This window comes from Pseudomonas syringae (assembly GCF_023278085.1).
Lineage (GTDB): Bacteria > Pseudomonadota > Gammaproteobacteria > Pseudomonadales > Pseudomonadaceae > Aquipseudomonas > Aquipseudomonas syringae_Q.
The window spans coordinates 4,823,844-4,839,722 of sequence record NZ_CP066265.1 but is presented as its reverse complement, the minus strand read 5'-3'; the positions used below and the strand labels follow the sequence as shown (position 1 = coordinate 4,839,722).

Below are 15,879 nucleotides of genomic sequence, written 5' to 3'. Positions count from 1 at the left end.
ACTATCGTGCCAACGCTCCGCGTTGGCATGCCGTTCTGGACGCTCTGCGTCCGACTTTGGGCGTGCAGCGCCGCCGTAATCAGTTCATCAACGCTCCACATGAGACATACACGTGAACACACCCGGCACCTATTCTCCCGACACGCCCGTCCCCGCCAGCCAGCGGGTGTTCGGCGGGCGGGATCTGTTTTCCCTGTGGTTTTCCCTCGGCATCGGCCTGATGGTGTTGCAGACCGGGGCCTTGCTGGCGCCGGGGCTGGGCATGTCGGGTGCGATGCTGGCGATTTTTCTCGGCACGCTGCTGGGCGTTTTGCTGCTCGCCAGTGTCGCCGTGATCGGCAGCGACACCGGTTTGTCGTCCATGGCAGCGCTCAAGCTCAGCCTGGGCAGCAAGGGCGCGTCGTTGCCTGCGCTGTTGAACCTGCTGCAACTGATCGGCTGGGGCTCGTTCGAGATCATCGTCATGCGCGATGCCGCCAGCCTGTTGGGCGCCCGGGCTTTTGCAGACGGCAGCCCATGGGCCAGTCCGCTGCTCTGGACGCTGTTTTTCGGTGCCCTGGCGACCTTGCTGGCGGTCAGCGGTCCGCTGACCTTCGTGCGCCGTTTCTTGCGCAAATGGGGTGTGTGGATTTTGCTGGCGGCCTGCTCATGGCTGACCTGGAACCTGCTTGCCAAGGCTGATTTGGCCGCGTTGTGGGCGACAACCGGCGACGGTTCGATGCCGTTTGCTTCCGGTTTCGACATTGCCATCGCCATGCCGCTGTCCTGGTTGCCATTGATCGCCGACTACTCGCGCTTCGGCCAGCGCGCCAAACGTGTCTTCGGCGGCACCGCAGTCGGCTTTTTCATCGGCAACTTCTGGCTGATGAGCCTCGGCGTTGCCTACACCCTGGCGTTCGCGCCGAGTGGTGAAGTCAACGCCTTGCTGTTAGCGCTGGCGGGTGCAGGCCTAGGCATTCCGCTGTTGCTGATCCTGCTGGATGAAACCGAGAACGCGTTCGCGGATATCCACTCGGCGGCGGTTTCCAGCGCGCTGTTGACGCGCATCAAGGTTGAGCATCTGGCGTTGATGATTGGCGTGATCTGCACCTTGATCGCCTGTCTCGCACCATTGGCGCAGTACCAGAACTTCTTGCTGCTGATCGGCTCGGTGTTTGCGCCGCTGTTCGGCGTGGTGCTGGTCGACCATTTCATTCTGCGTCGGCGCAGTGGTCTGGTCGCGGAGGGCGGTTTTCGCTGGATGAGTCTGCTGGCGTGGCTGGGTGGCATCAGCACCTATCACCTGCTGGCCAATCTCTATCCCGAGGTGGGCGCAACACTGCCAGCGCTTATCGTCGCTGGCGTGTTGCAGCTGTTCATCGACGGAGCGATCAACCGCGACCGGGGAACAGTTCCGACTTGAGGATGCCATTGAGCTGCGGATAAGGAATCTTCAGCTCGATATGGCCCATCGCGTAAGGCGCGATGGTTTCCACCGGATACTTGAGAATCACGGCACCGTAAGTCAGGGCGATATGCGGTGTGCGCTTGAAAGGCCAGGTCTTGATGAATTCGCTGTCTTCGTTCAGCTTGGCCGAGACCAGCCAGCTCTGGTGAGCCAGTTGGGCTTTCTGCCAGAACTCGCTTTCCTTGCCCGGAATGATCATGTCGGCCAGGGTCAGGACTTTCTGCTGCTGACGCGAATAGTTGATGAACGCACGGCCGGGATTGCCGTGAGCGCCACCGTTATCCAGATAACTGGACAGCTCGACAACCACGATACCGTCATGCTGTTCGCGTACCTTGGCTTGCAGGTAACTGGCGTTGCGGCCCTGGGCCTGGCTCAGGAACTGCTCCTGATAGGCTTTGACGGATGGCGGTGCCGACGCGCTGGTTTCACCGACCGTCAATTGCAGCAGGGTCTTCTGGACGATGGCGTCCAGGCGCGGCTCATCGGGGAAATGCACGGTATCGACGTTCACCAACGGGCAGTCAGCGCTGGTGCAGCCCGGCTTGATCAGCTCGGAGGCATCGCGCTGGACTTGCAGCGGTGTGCGCATGTTGGGCGTGAAGAGGCTTTGGCAGGCGCCGAGCAACAGGGCCAGGCAAGCCAGTGAAGTGATCCTCAATAACGACATGTTGATCCTTGGCAGTGTCAAAAAAGGCGGTTGCGTTGTGCGTGTGCAGGCTGGTTGGACTGTAAACAACGACTTCGGTTCGCTAGATGGCAGATTAGAATTGTTTTATGTTGCGGCCGTCTACCCTGCGTGTTCAAGGGGGCTGCATCCGACCGTCGATGCGCGTTAGGATGGACCGATGTCCAAAATGGCGGCAAGCGAGAATTCCATGACCCAGAACACACGAACTGCACCTACAGCGTTTGAAACCATCAGCCGTGAAAACTGCTTCAAGGGCTTCTATAAGCTGGACAAGCTGCATGTGCGCCATGAGCTGTTCGCAGGTGGCATGAGCAAGGAAATCAGTCGCGAACTGTTCGTTCGTCACGATGCCGTCTGCGTGCTTCCTTATGACGCCAAACGCGATGAAGTGGTGCTGATCGAGCAGTTCCGCGTCGGTGCCATGAAGAAGACCGACAACCCATGGTTGATCGAACTGGTCGCCGGTCTTATCGACAAGGACGAGCTGCCGGAAGAAGTTGCTCATCGCGAGGCAGAAGAGGAAGCTGGACTGGTGTTCGACGCGCTGTGGCCGATCACCAAATATTTTCCTTCGCCGGGCGGCAGTGACGAGTTCGTTCACCTGTACATGGGGCGCTGCAGCAGTGAAGGGGCCGGTGGATTACATGGCCTTGAGGCGGAAGGCGAAGACATCCGCGTGACGGTCTGGTCCTTCGACGACGCGATACAGGCGATGAAAGACGGAAGAATCAAGAACGCTTCAACCATCATTGCCTTGCAATGGCTGGCGTTGAACCGCGCTGAAATAAGGGGGTTATGGTCGTGAATCTATTGCGCGAACGCTACCGTGTCGATCTTGCCGGGCTACAGGCTGCGTGTGAGGCCAACTACGCGCGCCTGATGCGCCTGTTGCCCGACATGCGCAACGAACAGCGCTCGCGCCGCGTCGCCGTCACCCAGGGCGACCAGATGCTGGGCGTCCTGGCCGTCGAAGTGCTGCTCGACTGCCCGTACACCACCACCCTGCAAGTCCGCCAGGAACACAGCCTGCCGTGGCTGCCGGTGCCCGTGCTTGAAGTGCAGGTCTATCACGATGCGCGCATGGCTGAAGTCATCGGTGCCGAACATGCACGGCGCTTTCGCGGTATCTATCCCTACCCCAACGCCGAAATGCACCAGCCAGACGAAAAAGCCCAGCTCAACCTGTTCCTGGGCGAATGGCTGAGCCACTGCCTGGCGTGTGGGCATGAGTTTGAAGCGGTGCGTTAACTCCCCCTTTTTTCAGTTGTTATCTCGCGACGCCTTCGTCGCTTCGCTCTGAGTTTTTCTCCCGCTGCTTGGTGAAAAGTCGTATCAGCTGACAGTGAGTAAGCTTCGATCGTGTAGGTCGTTTCTGAAAATGTCGCAGCACCTTGGATTTGCCGCTGCATGCCTTACATTCGGCCTGAATTGATTTGCAGGTATGACGAATGAGCCACTTAAGCATCCCCACTGAATGTCTGTCGGATTGTTTCCTGCTCCGCAAGGTGGCGGTAAATGACTGACTGGCGTCCGTTAGCGTGCATCTCGGGCATTACGTTCGGTCTTTTCCTCTATCTCGGCTTGATCACCTTGCTGGGCAGCGCTCTGCGTTGGGAACATTCCCTGTATGCGGCCATGATCGGCGCGGTGATCGGTGTTTTGTCTCTGAGGGTTATGCCGTGGACCGTTCATCTGGCCGGGTTGGGAGGAATGATTCTCGGCATTGTTTCAGTGCTTTTGCTGGCAGGCTATATCTGGCCCGGCATGCCTTATGAATACGCTCTAAGCTATCTGCTGAGTGCAGGACTGGCGGGGATGGTGCTGGCGGGTCTTATTGCTTCCATTGCGCTCAAGCGTCGAGCGAATCAGCAAATGTGACCAAATGCTCACCCGCGACCACATTCCCGGTTTACCCGCTCGTTGCCACATCACATAATCGCGCTGAATCCTCCCTGGGAGACACCCTTGCCGAGCGCAGCCCCTTCATCGTCAGTTTTGCTGGTGCAGTTATCCGACAGCCACCTGTTCGCCGAGGCGGACGGGGCATTGCTGGGCATGAGCACCCGCGCCAGTCTGGAAAAAGTCGTTGATCGGGTGCTGGCCGAGCAGCCGCAGGTGGATCTGGTGGTGGCCAGCGGGGATATTTCCCAGGATGGCAGCGTCGAGTCGTATGAGGCGTTTCGCCGGACGAGTGCGCGGATTCATGCGCCAGTGCGCTGGTTTGCCGGTAATCACGACGAATTGCCGCAAATGGAGTATGTCGCGCAGCGTCTCGGGCTGCTGGACCCGATTGTCGATGTTGGCCAGTGGCGCGTCACGCTGCTCGATTCGGCGGTGCCCGGCTCGGTGCCGGGTTTTCTGGCCGCGCAGCAATTGCAGTTGCTGGAACAATCGTTGAGTGAAGCGCCTGACCGCCATCATCTGGTCTGTCTGCACCATCATCCGGTGGCCATTGGCTGCGAATGGATGGCGCCCATCGGTCTGCGCAATGCCGATGCATTGTTTGCGGCGCTGGATCGATTTGCGCAGGTCAAGGCTGTGCTGTGGGGGCATGTGCATCAGGAGTATGACCAGATGCGTAATGGCGTGCGCCTGCTGGCGTCGCCGTCGACCTGCATTCAGTTCGCACCGGGCAGCGCGGATTTCAAGGTAGACACCTCGGCGCCGGGCTATCGCTGGTTGCGGCTGCACGACGATGGAGGGCTGGAAACCGGGGTATCCAGGGTCACCGGTATGCTGTTTGAGGTCGACGAGAGTGGCACTGGCTATTAAATGAGCCGTTCGACACGTTTGCGGTGAGGTGTTGTAGCCTGAGTCCCTGTAAACTGCACGGCTTTGCACCGCACTCGGGAGCGACAGCGTGATCAGCGACACACCTGCATTGCTGTATATCCATGGCCTGAACAGTTCGGCCCAGTCAGTAAAGGCCCGTCAACTGATTGCGCTGATGACCTCGTTGGTGCTGGCCGACCGGCTACAGGTTCCTGAGCTGCATCACCATCCGCGTCAGGCCATGCTTCAGCTTGAGTCCGCCATTGTCGAGCTGGGGCGGCCATTACTGGTCGGCAGCTCCCTCGGCGGCTACTATGCGACTCATTTGGCGCAGCGCCACGGTCTCAAGGCTGTGCTGATCAACCCGGCGGTCAATCCGCATCAACTGTTCGACGGGTTTCTCGGCATGCAGCAGAATCTGTATACCGGCGAGCAATGGCAACTGACCGAAGACCACATTCGCGCACTGGCCGAGCTGGAAGTACCCGCTCCGCAAGACCCGCAGCAGTTTCAGGTGTGGTTGCAGACCGGAGACGAAACGCTCGATTACCGGCGCGCCGAGACGTTTTACCGGGCCTGTGCCTTGCGCATCCAGGCGGGCGGCGACCATAGCTTTCAGGGTTTTGCCGAGCGCTTGCCTGCGCTGTTGGGTTTTGCCGGTTTTGCACCCGGCCTGCTGCAAACGATCAAGTGATCGATGCCCGGTCACATGAATGCAAGAACATTGAATCCCGAAATTCCATGAAAGATTGATAACGAGAACCCATGGCCAATCCCAGCGCTAGCTCTTATAACGCAGACGCCATCGAAGTCCTCTCGGGCCTCGATCCGGTTCGCAAACGTCCGGGCATGTACACCGACACCTCGCGGCCCAATCACCTGGCCCAGGAAGTCATCGACAACAGCGTCGACGAAGCCCTGGCCGGTCATGCGCGTTCGGTTCAGGTCATCCTGCACGCCGACAACTCTCTGGAAGTGTCCGACGACGGTCGTGGCATGCCGGTGGACATTCACCCGGAAGAGGGGGTGTCCGGTGTCGAGCTGATCCTCACCAAGCTGCACGCGGGCGGCAAGTTTTCCAACAAGAACTACCAATTCTCCGGCGGCCTGCACGGCGTGGGCATTTCCGTGGTCAACGCGCTGTCCACCCAGGTCCGGGTGCGGGTCAAGCGTGACGGCAACGAATACGAGATGACCTTCGCCGATGGCTATAAGGCCACCGAGCTGGCCATCATTGGCACCGTCGGCAAACGCAACACCGGCACCAGCGTGTATTTCGCGCCCGATCCAAAGTATTTCGATACCCCCAAGTTCTCGGTCAGCCGTCTCAAGCACGTGCTCAAGGCCAAGGCCGTGCTGTGCCCCGGCCTGCTGGTCAGCTTTGAAGACAAAGCCTCGGGCGAGAAAGTCGAGTGGCATTACGAAGACGGCCTGCGCTCTTACCTGCAGGACTCGGTGAGCGACTTTCTGCGTCTGCCGGACGAACCGTTCTGCGGCAGTTTTGCCGGTAACAAGGAAGCGGTCGACTGGGCATTGCTGTGGCTGCCCGAAGGGGGCGACAGTGTGCAGGAAAGCTACGTCAACCTGATCCCGACTGCGCAGGGCGGCACCCACGTCAATGGCTTGCGCCAAGGCTTGCTGGATGCGATGCGCGAGTTCTGCGAGTTCCGCAATCTGCTGCCGCGTGGAGTGAAGCTTGCGCCGGAAGACGTCTGGGAACGCATCGCCTTCGTCCTGTCGATGAAAATGCAGGAACCGCAGTTCTCGGGGCAGACCAAAGAGCGTCTGTCGTCCCGTGAAGCGGCGGCGTTTGTCTCGGGAGTGGTCAAGGACGCGTTCAGCCTGTGGCTCAACACCCATTCCGAACTGGGCCTGCAACTGGCTGATCTGGCGATCAACAACGCCGGTCGTCGCCTGAAGGCCAGCAAGAAGGTCGAACGCAAGCGCATTACCCAAGGGCCGGCGTTGCCAGGCAAGCTGGCTGATTGTGCGGGTCAGGACCCGGCGCGTTCCGAGCTGTTTCTGGTCGAAGGTGATTCTGCCGGTGGTTCGGCCAAGCAGGCGCGTGACAAGGAATTCCAGGCCATCCTGCCGCTGCGCGGCAAGATTCTAAACACCTGGGAAGTGGACGGCGGCGAAGTGCTTGCCAGTCAGGAAGTGCATAACATTGCCGTTGCCATTGGGGTCGATCCGGGCGCGGCCGATATCAGCCAGTTGCGCTACGGCAAAATCTGCATCCTCGCCGACGCCGACTCGGACGGTCTGCACATCGCCACCTTGCTGTGCGCGCTGTTCGTCCAGCACTTCCGCCCGCTGGTGGATGCTGGCCATGTGTACGTCGCCATGCCGCCGTTGTACCGCATCGACCTAGGCAAGGAAATCTACTACGCGCTCGATGAAAGCGAGCGCGACGGAATTCTTGACCGGCTGGTGGCGGAAAAGAAACGTGGCAAGCCGCAGGTCACCCGATTCAAGGGCCTGGGTGAAATGAACCCGCCGCAACTGCGCGAGACCACCATGGACCCGAACACCCGGCGTCTGGTGCAGCTCACCCTGGATGATTACGCAGCCACTGCGGAAATGATGGACATGCTGCTGGCCAAGAAGCGCGCCGGTGATCGCAAATCCTGGCTTGAGTCGAAGGGCAACCTCGCCGAGGTTCTGACTTGATGCGAGCCTGGCTCGCAACGCTGGTCTTTACTGTTCTGGCGTCTACAGGCGTGGCGGTTTTCGCCGCGCCGATCGAGGGCCTGAAGCTGCAATCCGAGCATCCGGTGGAGGGCATGGTCGGCGGCAATCTGTCCGGGCTGGCCATGTGCAATGGTCGGCTATGGACGGTTTCCGACCGCGACGACAACCTGCTTTACAGTCTTGATGTGTCGGAAAACACCTGGAAGGCCGAGCCACACGCCATCGAGGCTCCGGCACCGCAGAGTGACCTGCCGCTGAATCTGCGCTCGATGGCGGGCCTGTCAGCGGTGGTGCGTGGTGGCAACCTGGATTTCGAAGGTGTCAGTTGTGACGCTGCCGGTAATCGCTACCTGATCAGCGAAGCCTACGGCACGGTTCTCAAGGTTCCGGTCAGTGGCCCGCCTTCGTGGTTGCCGCTGCCTAAAGAGCTGATCGAGCAGGCGCGTGCGCAAGGCATGTTGCAACACTTCAACGCGATTTTCGAAGGCATCGCCGTGAATGCCGCAGGTGACCGCATCTGGCTGGCTGCCGAGCGCGAGAAACGCGGCTTGCTGGTGGTCAGGCGTGACCAGAATCGCTGGAACTGCGGGCAAAGCTGTGTGCTGCTGTCTGAATCCGGTCTGGACACGTTGCCGGCAGAGCAGGGCAGCAAAAAGGTGTCCACGGATTTTTCTGATCTGTCGCTGTACAACGGCAAGCTGTTCACGCTGGAACGTGCGGTGTATCGCATCTGTCGGCGTGACCTGCAGACCGGGCAGGTTGAACGTTGCTGGTCGTTCGCCAAAGAGGCCATGCTGCCTTCGCGCCGTTACGATCAACCTTATGGCCTGACGGAAGCGCTGGTGGTGGATGAGAGCGGTGCCTGGATTGGCATCGACAATAACTTCGGTGCGCGTGCCGACGGTGAAAAACGCCCGATTGTCTGGCGTTTTGCTGCGCCGAAAGCGGGCTGGAGCGAGGGTCAGTGAGTCAGCCAGCACATCAGCCGCAGCCCGGCAGGCGCGCTGGCAAGGTACTGATGCTCGTGGCCTGGGCGGCCGGTCTGTTTCTGGCGACGCGCTTTTTCGGCAGTTGGGAAGACAAGCAGCAGAACCCTAACGCAGTAGTCACCTCGCAACACGGTGACGGCTATATAGAAGTGCAACTGGCAGGCAATCGTCAGGGGCACTTTGTCAGTACCGGTCAGATCAATGGCCGGACGGTGGAACTCATGATCGACACCGGGGCGACCGACGTCGCCATTCCCGGTGAGATGGCCGACAGCCTTGGCCTGAAGCGCGGCCTGCCGGTCACGGTCAGCACCGCCAACGGCAATAGCCAGGGCTTTCGTACCACGCTGGACCGCCTGCAGCTGGGCGATATTGTTTTAAGCAACGTGCGTGCGCTGGTAGCACCTGGTCTGGAAGGCGAACAGGTGCTGCTCGGCATGAGCGCAATGAAACAACTCGAATTCACACAGCGCGGCGGCAACTTGCTGCTGCGCCAGTCAACGAAATAATGAGGCCCGCATGAGCGACTCCCTTGACCTCAGCCTGGATGGCGTAGAACGCCGATCACTGGCGGACTTCACCGAACAGGCCTACCTCAACTACTCCATGTACGTGATCATGGACCGTGCCTTGCCGCACATCGGCGACGGCCTGAAGCCGGTACAGCGGCGCATCATCTATGCGATGAGCGAGCTGGGCCTGGGCGCTGACGCCAAGCACAAGAAGTCGGCGCGTACTGTCGGTGACGTGCTCGGCAAATTTCATCCGCACGGCGACTCGGCCTGCTATGAAGCCATGGTGCTGATGGCTCAGCCGTTCAGCTATCGCTACACGCTGGTGGACGGGCAGGGCAACTGGGGTGCGCCGGATGATCCCAAGTCCTTCGCCGCCATGCGTTACACCGAGGCGCGTCTGTCGCGCTATTCCGAAGTGCTGCTCAGCGAGCTGGGCCAGGGCACCGCAGACTGGGTGCCGAACTTTGACGGCACACTCGACGAACCGGCGGTTTTGCCTGCGCGGTTGCCGAATATTCTGCTCAATGGCACCACCGGCATTGCCGTGGGCATGGCCACTGACGTTCCGCCGCACAACCTGCGCGAAGTCGCCAGCGCTTGCGTGCGTTTGCTGGACGACCCGAAGGCGACGATCCCCGAGCTGTGCGAGCACATTCTCGGGCCGGATTATCCTACCGAAGCGGAAATCATCACCCCGCGCGCCGACCTGCTGAAAATCTACGAAACCGGTCGTGGTTCGGTGCGTATGCGGGCGGTTTACCGGATCGAGGACGGTGACATTATCGTCACGTCGCTGCCGCATCAGGTGTCCGGTGCCAAGGTGCTGGAGCAGATCGCCGCGCAGATGCAGGCCAAAAAGCTGCCGATGGTTGCCGACCTGCGTGACGAGTCGGACCACGAAAACCCTTGCCGTATCGTGATCATCCCGCGCTCCAACCGGGTTGAGCTGGATGAACTGATGCAGCATCTGTTCGCCACCACCGAGCTGGAATCCAGCTACCGGGTGAACATCAACATCATCGGTCTGGACGGCAAGCCGCAACTCAAGAACCTCAAGACGCTGCTCAGCGAATGGCTGACGTTCCGTATCGGTACGGTGCGTCGTCGTCTGCAATTCCGTCTGGACAAGGTCGAGCATCGCCTGCACCTGTTGGACGGTTTGCTCACGGCGTACCTGAACCTGGATGAAGTGATCCATATCATCCGTACCGCCGAGCATCCCAAGGCCGAGCTGATTGCGCGCTTTGACCTGAGCGAAATCCAGGCCGATTACATTCTCGACACCCGTCTGCGTCAGTTGGCGCGTCTGGAAGAGATGAAGCTGCGCAGCGAGCAGGATGCTTTGCGCAAGGAGCAAGCCAAACTGCAAGCCTTGTTGGGCAGTGAGGCCAAGCTGCGCAAGCTGGTTCGCGCCGAACTGATCGCCGACGCTGAAACCTACGGCGACGACCGCCGTTCGCCTATCGTCGCCAGGGCTGAGGCCAAGGCACTGTCTGAAAACGAGCTGATGCCGACCGAGCCGGTCACTGTGGTGCTCTCGGAAAAAGGCTGGGTGCGTTGCGCCAAAGGTCATGACATCGACGCTACGGGGCTTTCCTACAAGGCGGGGGATGGTTTCAAAACCTCATCCATTGGCCGTTCCAATCAGTTTGCGGTGTTTATCGACTCGACCGGGCGCAGCTACTCGGTGCCTGCACACACCTTGCCGTCGGCACGGGGGCAGGGCGAGCCGTTGACTGGCAAGCTGCAACCGCCACCGGGCGCGACGTTCGAGTGCGTACTGATGCCGGAAGACGACGCGCTGTACGTGATCGCGTCTGACGCCGGTTACGGTTTCGTGGTCAAAGGCGAAGATTTGCAGGCCAAGAACAAGGCGGGTAAAGCGCTGCTGAGCTTGCCGGCTGGCGCCAAGGTGATTCTGCCGCGCTCCGTGCCTGACCGTGAGCAGAACTGGCTGGCGGCGGTGACCACCGAAGGTCGCCTGCTGGTCTTCAAGATAAGCGATCTGCCGCAATTGGGCAAAGGCAAGGGCAACAAGATCATTGGTATTCCGGGCGAGCGGGTTGCCAGTCGCGAAGAATATGTAACTGATCTGGCTGTTATCGCGCAGGGCGCTACGCTTGTGCTTCAGGCGGGCAAACGAACGCTTTCGCTCAAACCTGAGGATCTCGAACATTACAAGGGTGAGCGGGGCAGACGGGGTAATAAGCTGCCAAGGGGCTTCCAGCGCGTCGACGCGTTATTGGTGGAAAATAGCTGAAAACGTTGATCTGGCACCAGTGTTCTTCGTTTTGCCATGAAGTACGATGCATAATCGCTGGAGTCACGATGCATATTCACGGATGATATGAGGTCTTGGGGTGCATGCGTGGCTCTGTGCCTGCATGGGTCTTGAAAGCACTTATACCGTGGCCAGTCTCTGGACGGCCACTTGGATGGGATGATGAATTTTTTACGTTTTCCCCTGATCTTGCTGATGACTGGCGTTCTGGGTCTGGCTGGTTGCAGTTCGCGCCAGCCGACCGCGCTTTATCAGCTCGATAGCGGTGAGCCGGGTCAGCCGAAACAGAGTAGCGGTCTGGCAGTATTGCTGGGTCCTGTTTCGGTGGCCGACTATCTGCAACGCGAAACCCTTCTGCAACGCCAGCCCGATGGCACCTTGACCGTATCGCCCGACGGGCGCTGGGCGGGCAATCTGTCGTCGGATATCGACCAGTTGCTGTTGCGGCAACTGGCCTGGAAACTGGACAGCCAGCGCGTCGTGATGGCGCCTGCGGTTGCCAATTTCACCCCGGATGTTCAGGTTGTATTGTCGATCACACGACTGGACTCCGGCGCCAGACAGCCTGCCGTTCTGGATGCGCAATGGCGCCTTCTGGACCGCAAGGGCCATGTGCGCGATAGCCGGCTGGTGCACCTTGAACAGGTCCATTCCGGTAGCTCGGCCGATCAGGTCAAGGCGCAAGGTATGCTCTTGCAGCGCCTGGTCGATCAGGTCAGCACGGCAATCAAACCGATTGCCTGGCAGCCACTGGATGAGCCGAAGAAAGCCCCGGTCGCGAAGGCCAAAGAGCCCGACAAGCCAAGAATGCCGCTGGCGTCCCCTATACGGACCGATCTTGAAGTGTTCCGCTTCTAGGTCTGCCATCAGGATCTGCCACAACAAAAAGCCCGCAGCGATGCGGGCTTTTTGTTGGCTGGGCGAATGGCCCTCTTTAAGAATGGCCTTCGTGATGTTCCGGGTCAGAGGTCTGCGGTGCAACGCGCATTCAGGGTCTGGCGCGGAGCATGGGCACGAGAAGCCTGGTCCATCAGACCTTGTTGATGAACCCGGAATACGTGCCTTATCAGGCTTCTGCCCGCAGGGCGTAGGAGCGGACTTGTCCGCGAAGAGGGCGGTATATTCAATGCATTTTCCGGTGTTGAAATACCGTCTTCGCAAACAAGTTCGCTCCTACGGCCTATGGCCAGAATCAAAAGCGGACTTGTGTATAACGCTGAGCGCGGGCACGAGAAGCTTTGTCCATCAGACCTTGTTGATGAACCCTGAGTACGTGCCTTATCAGGCTTCTGCCCGCAGGGCGTAGGAGCGGACTTGTCCGCGAAGAGGGGGGTATATTCAATGCATTTTCTGGTGTTGGAATACCGTTTTCGCGAACAAGTTCGCTCCTACGGCCTATGGCCAGAATCAAAAGCGGACTGTGTATAACGCTGAGCGCGGAGCATGGGCACTATAGGTATTCTTTCGGACACCTATCGTTCCTCACGCTCCAGCGTGGGAATGCCGTGGGTGACGCTCCGCGTCACAGGTCTGCGGTGCAACGCGCATTCAGGATCTGACGCAGAGCATGGGCACGAGAAGCCTGGTCTATCAGACCTTGTTGGTCTCATGCATGCGCGACAGCTGCCGTTCGAGCATTGACGGGTAGGGCTCCATCAGGCGTTCCACGCAGCAGGCGCCTTCGGGGCTGGCGATGGGGCGGATGCGCGCGCGTTGGCGGATCAGCGGATCATCGTTGATGCGCCGCTCTACCAGCAGCAGGTTGCGACTGTGCTGTGACAGTGCCAATGCATCCTGAGCGGTCTCGGTCAGCAGCAGATCGATCTGACTCAGATCGCTCAGGTTTTCACCCAGCGTCAGGCCCAGTTGCAGTTGCAAGGTGATGCCGCTGTCTGCGACTTCAATCTGCAAGGCATGACTCAGTGCCCGCAGCAGCTCGCCGCAGCAAATCGCATTGGTCAGGTAGTCTTCGCCGCTTTCGTGGCTGTGGAACAGCATCAGGGTGCTGCCGTCATTCAGGGTGTGCAGCTCGCCTTCGTACAGGGAAGCCGCCTGATCGAGGCAGTCGCGATAACGTTGCAGCAGTTCGGTCAGACGGGCACGCGGCAGGCGGCGCAACTGGTCCTGCGCGCCAAGCTGTACGGCCAGCACGGCGCTGTCGTGGGGCTCGCTCTGAACAGCAGCAGAAGCGGCAGCGGGGCGCGCGGCCGGTGTGCTGCTTGACGTGTCACGCAGGTCCGCGAACGGATCTTCCTCGTCTTCTTCATCTTCTTCGGCAACGATGCGACGCTGCACGGGCGGCGCTGGCAGGCGAGGCTTCGGCTCGCTGGCGGCGGGTGTGCGTACCGAAACCGTTGGCGCAGGCTTTTCTTCCGGCTCCAGATACGGGTCATCATCCTGTTCGTCGTATTCGGCTTCAGGCTCGGGCAGCGGCTCTGGCTCGGGTGGCGCGAACGAGGTGCGCAACTGACGGGCAAGGTCGCCGATCTCATCCTGACGGTCAGTGGCCGGGGTGTACGGGTCGATGTTGCGCAGCCAGATGCGCATCTGCATCAGCGGCGTAGAGATATGCCGCCCCAGGCGCAGGCTCAGGGCCAGCGCGAGTGCCAGCAGGATACCGGCCAGAATGCCCATGCTTTGCAGGCTGATGGTCATCGGCTGCTGGAACTGCGACATGTCGAGGCTGATGCGCAGATGACCCGCCATCGTGTCCTGGAAGGTTATCTTGATTTCATACAGCCCCTGCGCCTCACCCAGAATCCCGTTTTTCGGGCGCTGGCCGGCTTCCGCAAGAATACGGTTGTCCACGCTATAGATAGCGGCGTGCGCCACCAGCGGGTTCTTGACCAGATTGCCCAGAAGCACGTTGAGACTGAGGATGTCGTTGGACACCAACAGCTCGGTGGCCGAGGTGGCGGTCTGGGTCGTCAGGGCCTGCCCCAGCGCATCAGCCTGTTCATGCATGGCCTGCTTGAACTGCAGCCCCATGACACCGGCGTAGATCACCAGCGCCAAGGCGACCAGGATCACGTTATGGCTGGCAATGCGCAAAGCGATCGGTATCCGGCGATGACGCAGGGCACGAAAGATGAGCAGGAAGAAATTATCGGTTTTAACGGGCGTGGGCCGGTTCACAGAGCACGGCTCTTTCGGTGAAGTTGTCGCGCAGTATAACGAGCGACCCAGTAGCGGCAAAGCGCTGCCTGTGCCCGATGGTCACTGAATGTGGTTAGAATGCGTTTTTTTTCACTGCGGGGGTGCGCCTTGCGCGAAATCGTCCTGATTAACATCACTGGTGTCGACCGTCCCGGTCTCACCGCAGCCATCACCGGCGTCCTCGCCCAGGGTGGCGTGAACATTCTCGATATTGGTCAGGCGGTGATCCACGACACCCTGTCGTTCGGCATCCTGGTTGAAATTCCGGATACCGTCGAAGGCTCGTCTGTGCTCAAGGATATTCTGTTCACGGCCTACAAGCTGGATCAGCAGGTGCGCTTCACGGCGGTGTCCGAAGAAGATTATCAGCTGTGGGTCGACGGCCAGGGCAAGGCGCGGCATATCGTGACGTTGCTGACCCGCAAAGTCACTGCCGAGCAATTGCAGTGCGTCAGCGCCATTACCGCGAAATACGGGCTGAACATCGATCAGATCGACCGTCTTTCCGGGCGCATGCCACTCGATACGCCGGTCGACAAAGGCAAGGGCTGCATCGAGTTCACCGTGCGCGGCGAGCCTGCCGACCCTAAAGCCATGCAGGCCGAGTTTCTTGCCGTGGCGCAGGATCTGAACGTCGATATCGCTTTTCAGCAGGATTCACTGTTCCGTCGCAACCGCCGCCTGGCAGTGTTCGATATGGACTCGACCCTGATCGAAGCGGAAGTGATCGACGAACTGGCCAAGGCCGCAGGCGTCGGCGAGCAGGTTTCCGAGATCACCGAGCGGGCGATGCGCGGCGAGCTGGATTTCAGCGCAAGCTTCAAGGAGCGTCTGGCGCTGCTCAAGGGGCTGGACGTCAGCGTGCTGGATGAAATCGGTGCCTCGCTAAGGCTTACCGAAGGCGCTGAAACACTGTTCGCCGAACTCAAGCGCCTGGGCTACAAGACCGCGATTCTGTCGGGTGGCTTCACCTACTTTGCCAAACAGCTGCAAGCGAAACTGGGCATCGACTATGTATTCGCCAACGAGCTGGAAGTGGTCGACGGCAAGGTGACCGGCGTTGCCGTCGAGCCCATCGTCAATGCTCAGCGTAAAGCCGACCTGCTGCGCGAACTTGCGCACAAGGAAGGCCTGAGCCTTGAGCAGACCATCGCGGTCGGCGACGGGGCCAATGATCTGCCGATGCTGGCAATTGCCGGGCTGGGCGTGGCATTCCGCGCCAAGCCGCTGGTCAAGCAATCTGCCAGACAGGCGATTTCGACGTTGGGGCTGGACGGTGTGCTGTATTTGCTGGGTTTCCGCGACCGTGAGGCGCAGCACTGAGTCTGGCGTGGTAC

Annotated in this window: 14 protein-coding genes; 12 read left to right on the top strand and 2 right to left on the bottom strand. The window is 60.0% G+C overall.

What is annotated here, in order from left to right; all coding sequences use genetic code 11:
* The first annotated feature begins 112 nt into the window (after positions 1-112).
* Positions 113-1,402: a putative hydroxymethylpyrimidine transporter CytX gene (gene cytX, locus I9H07_RS21560; RefSeq protein WP_236424238.1), complete on the top strand. Its 1,290-nt coding sequence runs from the start codon at positions 113-115 to the stop codon at positions 1,400-1,402.
* Here cytX and I9H07_RS21555 read toward each other — a convergent pair.
* Complete coding sequence (locus I9H07_RS21555) at positions 1,371-2,117, bottom strand: RsiV family protein (RefSeq protein ID WP_024672186.1); 747 nt, start codon at positions 2,115-2,117, stop codon at positions 1,371-1,373. The two genes, cytX and I9H07_RS21555, sit on opposite strands and share 32 nt — an antisense overlap.
* 208 nt (positions 2,118-2,325) lie before the next feature.
* Here I9H07_RS21555 and I9H07_RS21550 point away from each other — a divergent pair, with 208 nt between their 5' ends.
* From I9H07_RS21550 to I9H07_RS21505, 10 genes are all read left to right on the top strand, one after another.
* A complete protein-coding gene (locus tag I9H07_RS21550; RefSeq protein ID WP_024672185.1) occupies positions 2,326-2,943 on the top strand; it encodes an NUDIX domain-containing protein in 618 nt (205 codons plus the stop codon).
* Complete coding sequence (locus tag I9H07_RS21545; protein ID WP_005620906.1) at positions 2,934-3,386, top strand: DUF1249 domain-containing protein; 453 nt, start codon at positions 2,934-2,936, stop codon at positions 3,384-3,386. The genes I9H07_RS21550 and I9H07_RS21545 overlap by 10 nt, the downstream gene beginning before the upstream one ends.
* A gap of 267 nt (positions 3,387-3,653) precedes the next feature.
* Positions 3,654-4,016 (top strand): hypothetical protein, encoded by a 363-nt coding sequence (locus I9H07_RS21540; RefSeq protein ID WP_058390785.1) that lies wholly within the window; start codon positions 3,654-3,656, stop codon positions 4,014-4,016.
* An 87-nt stretch (positions 4,017-4,103) separates the two neighbouring features.
* Positions 4,104-4,910 carry a 3',5'-cyclic-AMP phosphodiesterase gene (gene cpdA / locus I9H07_RS21535; RefSeq protein WP_236424240.1) on the top strand — a complete coding sequence of 269 codons (807 nt, stop codon included), beginning with the start codon at positions 4,104-4,106 and terminating at the stop codon, positions 4,908-4,910.
* An 88-nt stretch (positions 4,911-4,998) separates the two neighbouring features.
* The gene (locus I9H07_RS21530; RefSeq protein WP_236424242.1) at positions 4,999-5,604 is read left to right on the top strand and encodes a YqiA/YcfP family alpha/beta fold hydrolase; all 606 of its coding nucleotides are present in this window, start codon (positions 4,999-5,001) and stop codon (positions 5,602-5,604) included.
* A gap of 71 nt (positions 5,605-5,675) precedes the next feature.
* Positions 5,676-7,580, top strand: a complete 1,905-nt coding sequence (gene parE / locus I9H07_RS21525) for a DNA topoisomerase IV subunit B (protein WP_024672182.1) — start codon at positions 5,676-5,678, stop codon at positions 7,578-7,580.
* Positions 7,580-8,569, top strand: coding sequence for an esterase-like activity of phytase family protein (locus I9H07_RS21520; protein ID WP_236424244.1), 990 nt, complete (start codon positions 7,580-7,582; stop codon positions 8,567-8,569). The genes parE and I9H07_RS21520 overlap by 1 nt, the downstream gene beginning before the upstream one ends.
* Positions 8,566-9,099 (top strand): retropepsin-like aspartic protease family protein, encoded by a 534-nt coding sequence (locus I9H07_RS21515; protein ID WP_236424245.1) that lies wholly within the window; start codon positions 8,566-8,568, stop codon positions 9,097-9,099. The genes I9H07_RS21520 and I9H07_RS21515 overlap by 4 nt, the downstream gene beginning before the upstream one ends.
* A 10-nt stretch (positions 9,100-9,109) precedes the next feature.
* Entirely contained in the window at positions 9,110-11,365 is a 2,256-nt protein-coding gene (parC, locus tag I9H07_RS21510; protein ID WP_024672179.1) for a DNA topoisomerase IV subunit A, read from the top strand.
* A 183-nt stretch (positions 11,366-11,548) separates the two neighbouring features.
* Positions 11,549-12,244 carry a PqiC family protein gene (locus I9H07_RS21505; protein WP_024672178.1) on the top strand — a complete coding sequence of 232 codons (696 nt, stop codon included), beginning with the start codon at positions 11,549-11,551 and terminating at the stop codon, positions 12,242-12,244.
* A 732-nt stretch (positions 12,245-12,976) separates the two neighbouring features.
* Here I9H07_RS21505 and I9H07_RS21500 read toward each other — a convergent pair.
* Positions 12,977-14,521, bottom strand: a complete 1,545-nt coding sequence (locus I9H07_RS21500; RefSeq protein ID WP_058825304.1) for a HAMP domain-containing protein — start codon at positions 14,519-14,521, stop codon at positions 12,977-12,979.
* A gap of 129 nt (positions 14,522-14,650) precedes the next feature.
* Between I9H07_RS21500 and serB the strand changes: the two genes are divergently transcribed.
* On the top strand, positions 14,651-15,865 hold the full coding sequence (gene serB, locus I9H07_RS21495) for a phosphoserine phosphatase SerB (RefSeq protein WP_058825330.1): 1,215 nt from the start codon (positions 14,651-14,653) through the stop codon (positions 15,863-15,865).
* Positions 15,866-15,879: the final 14 nt, after the last annotated feature.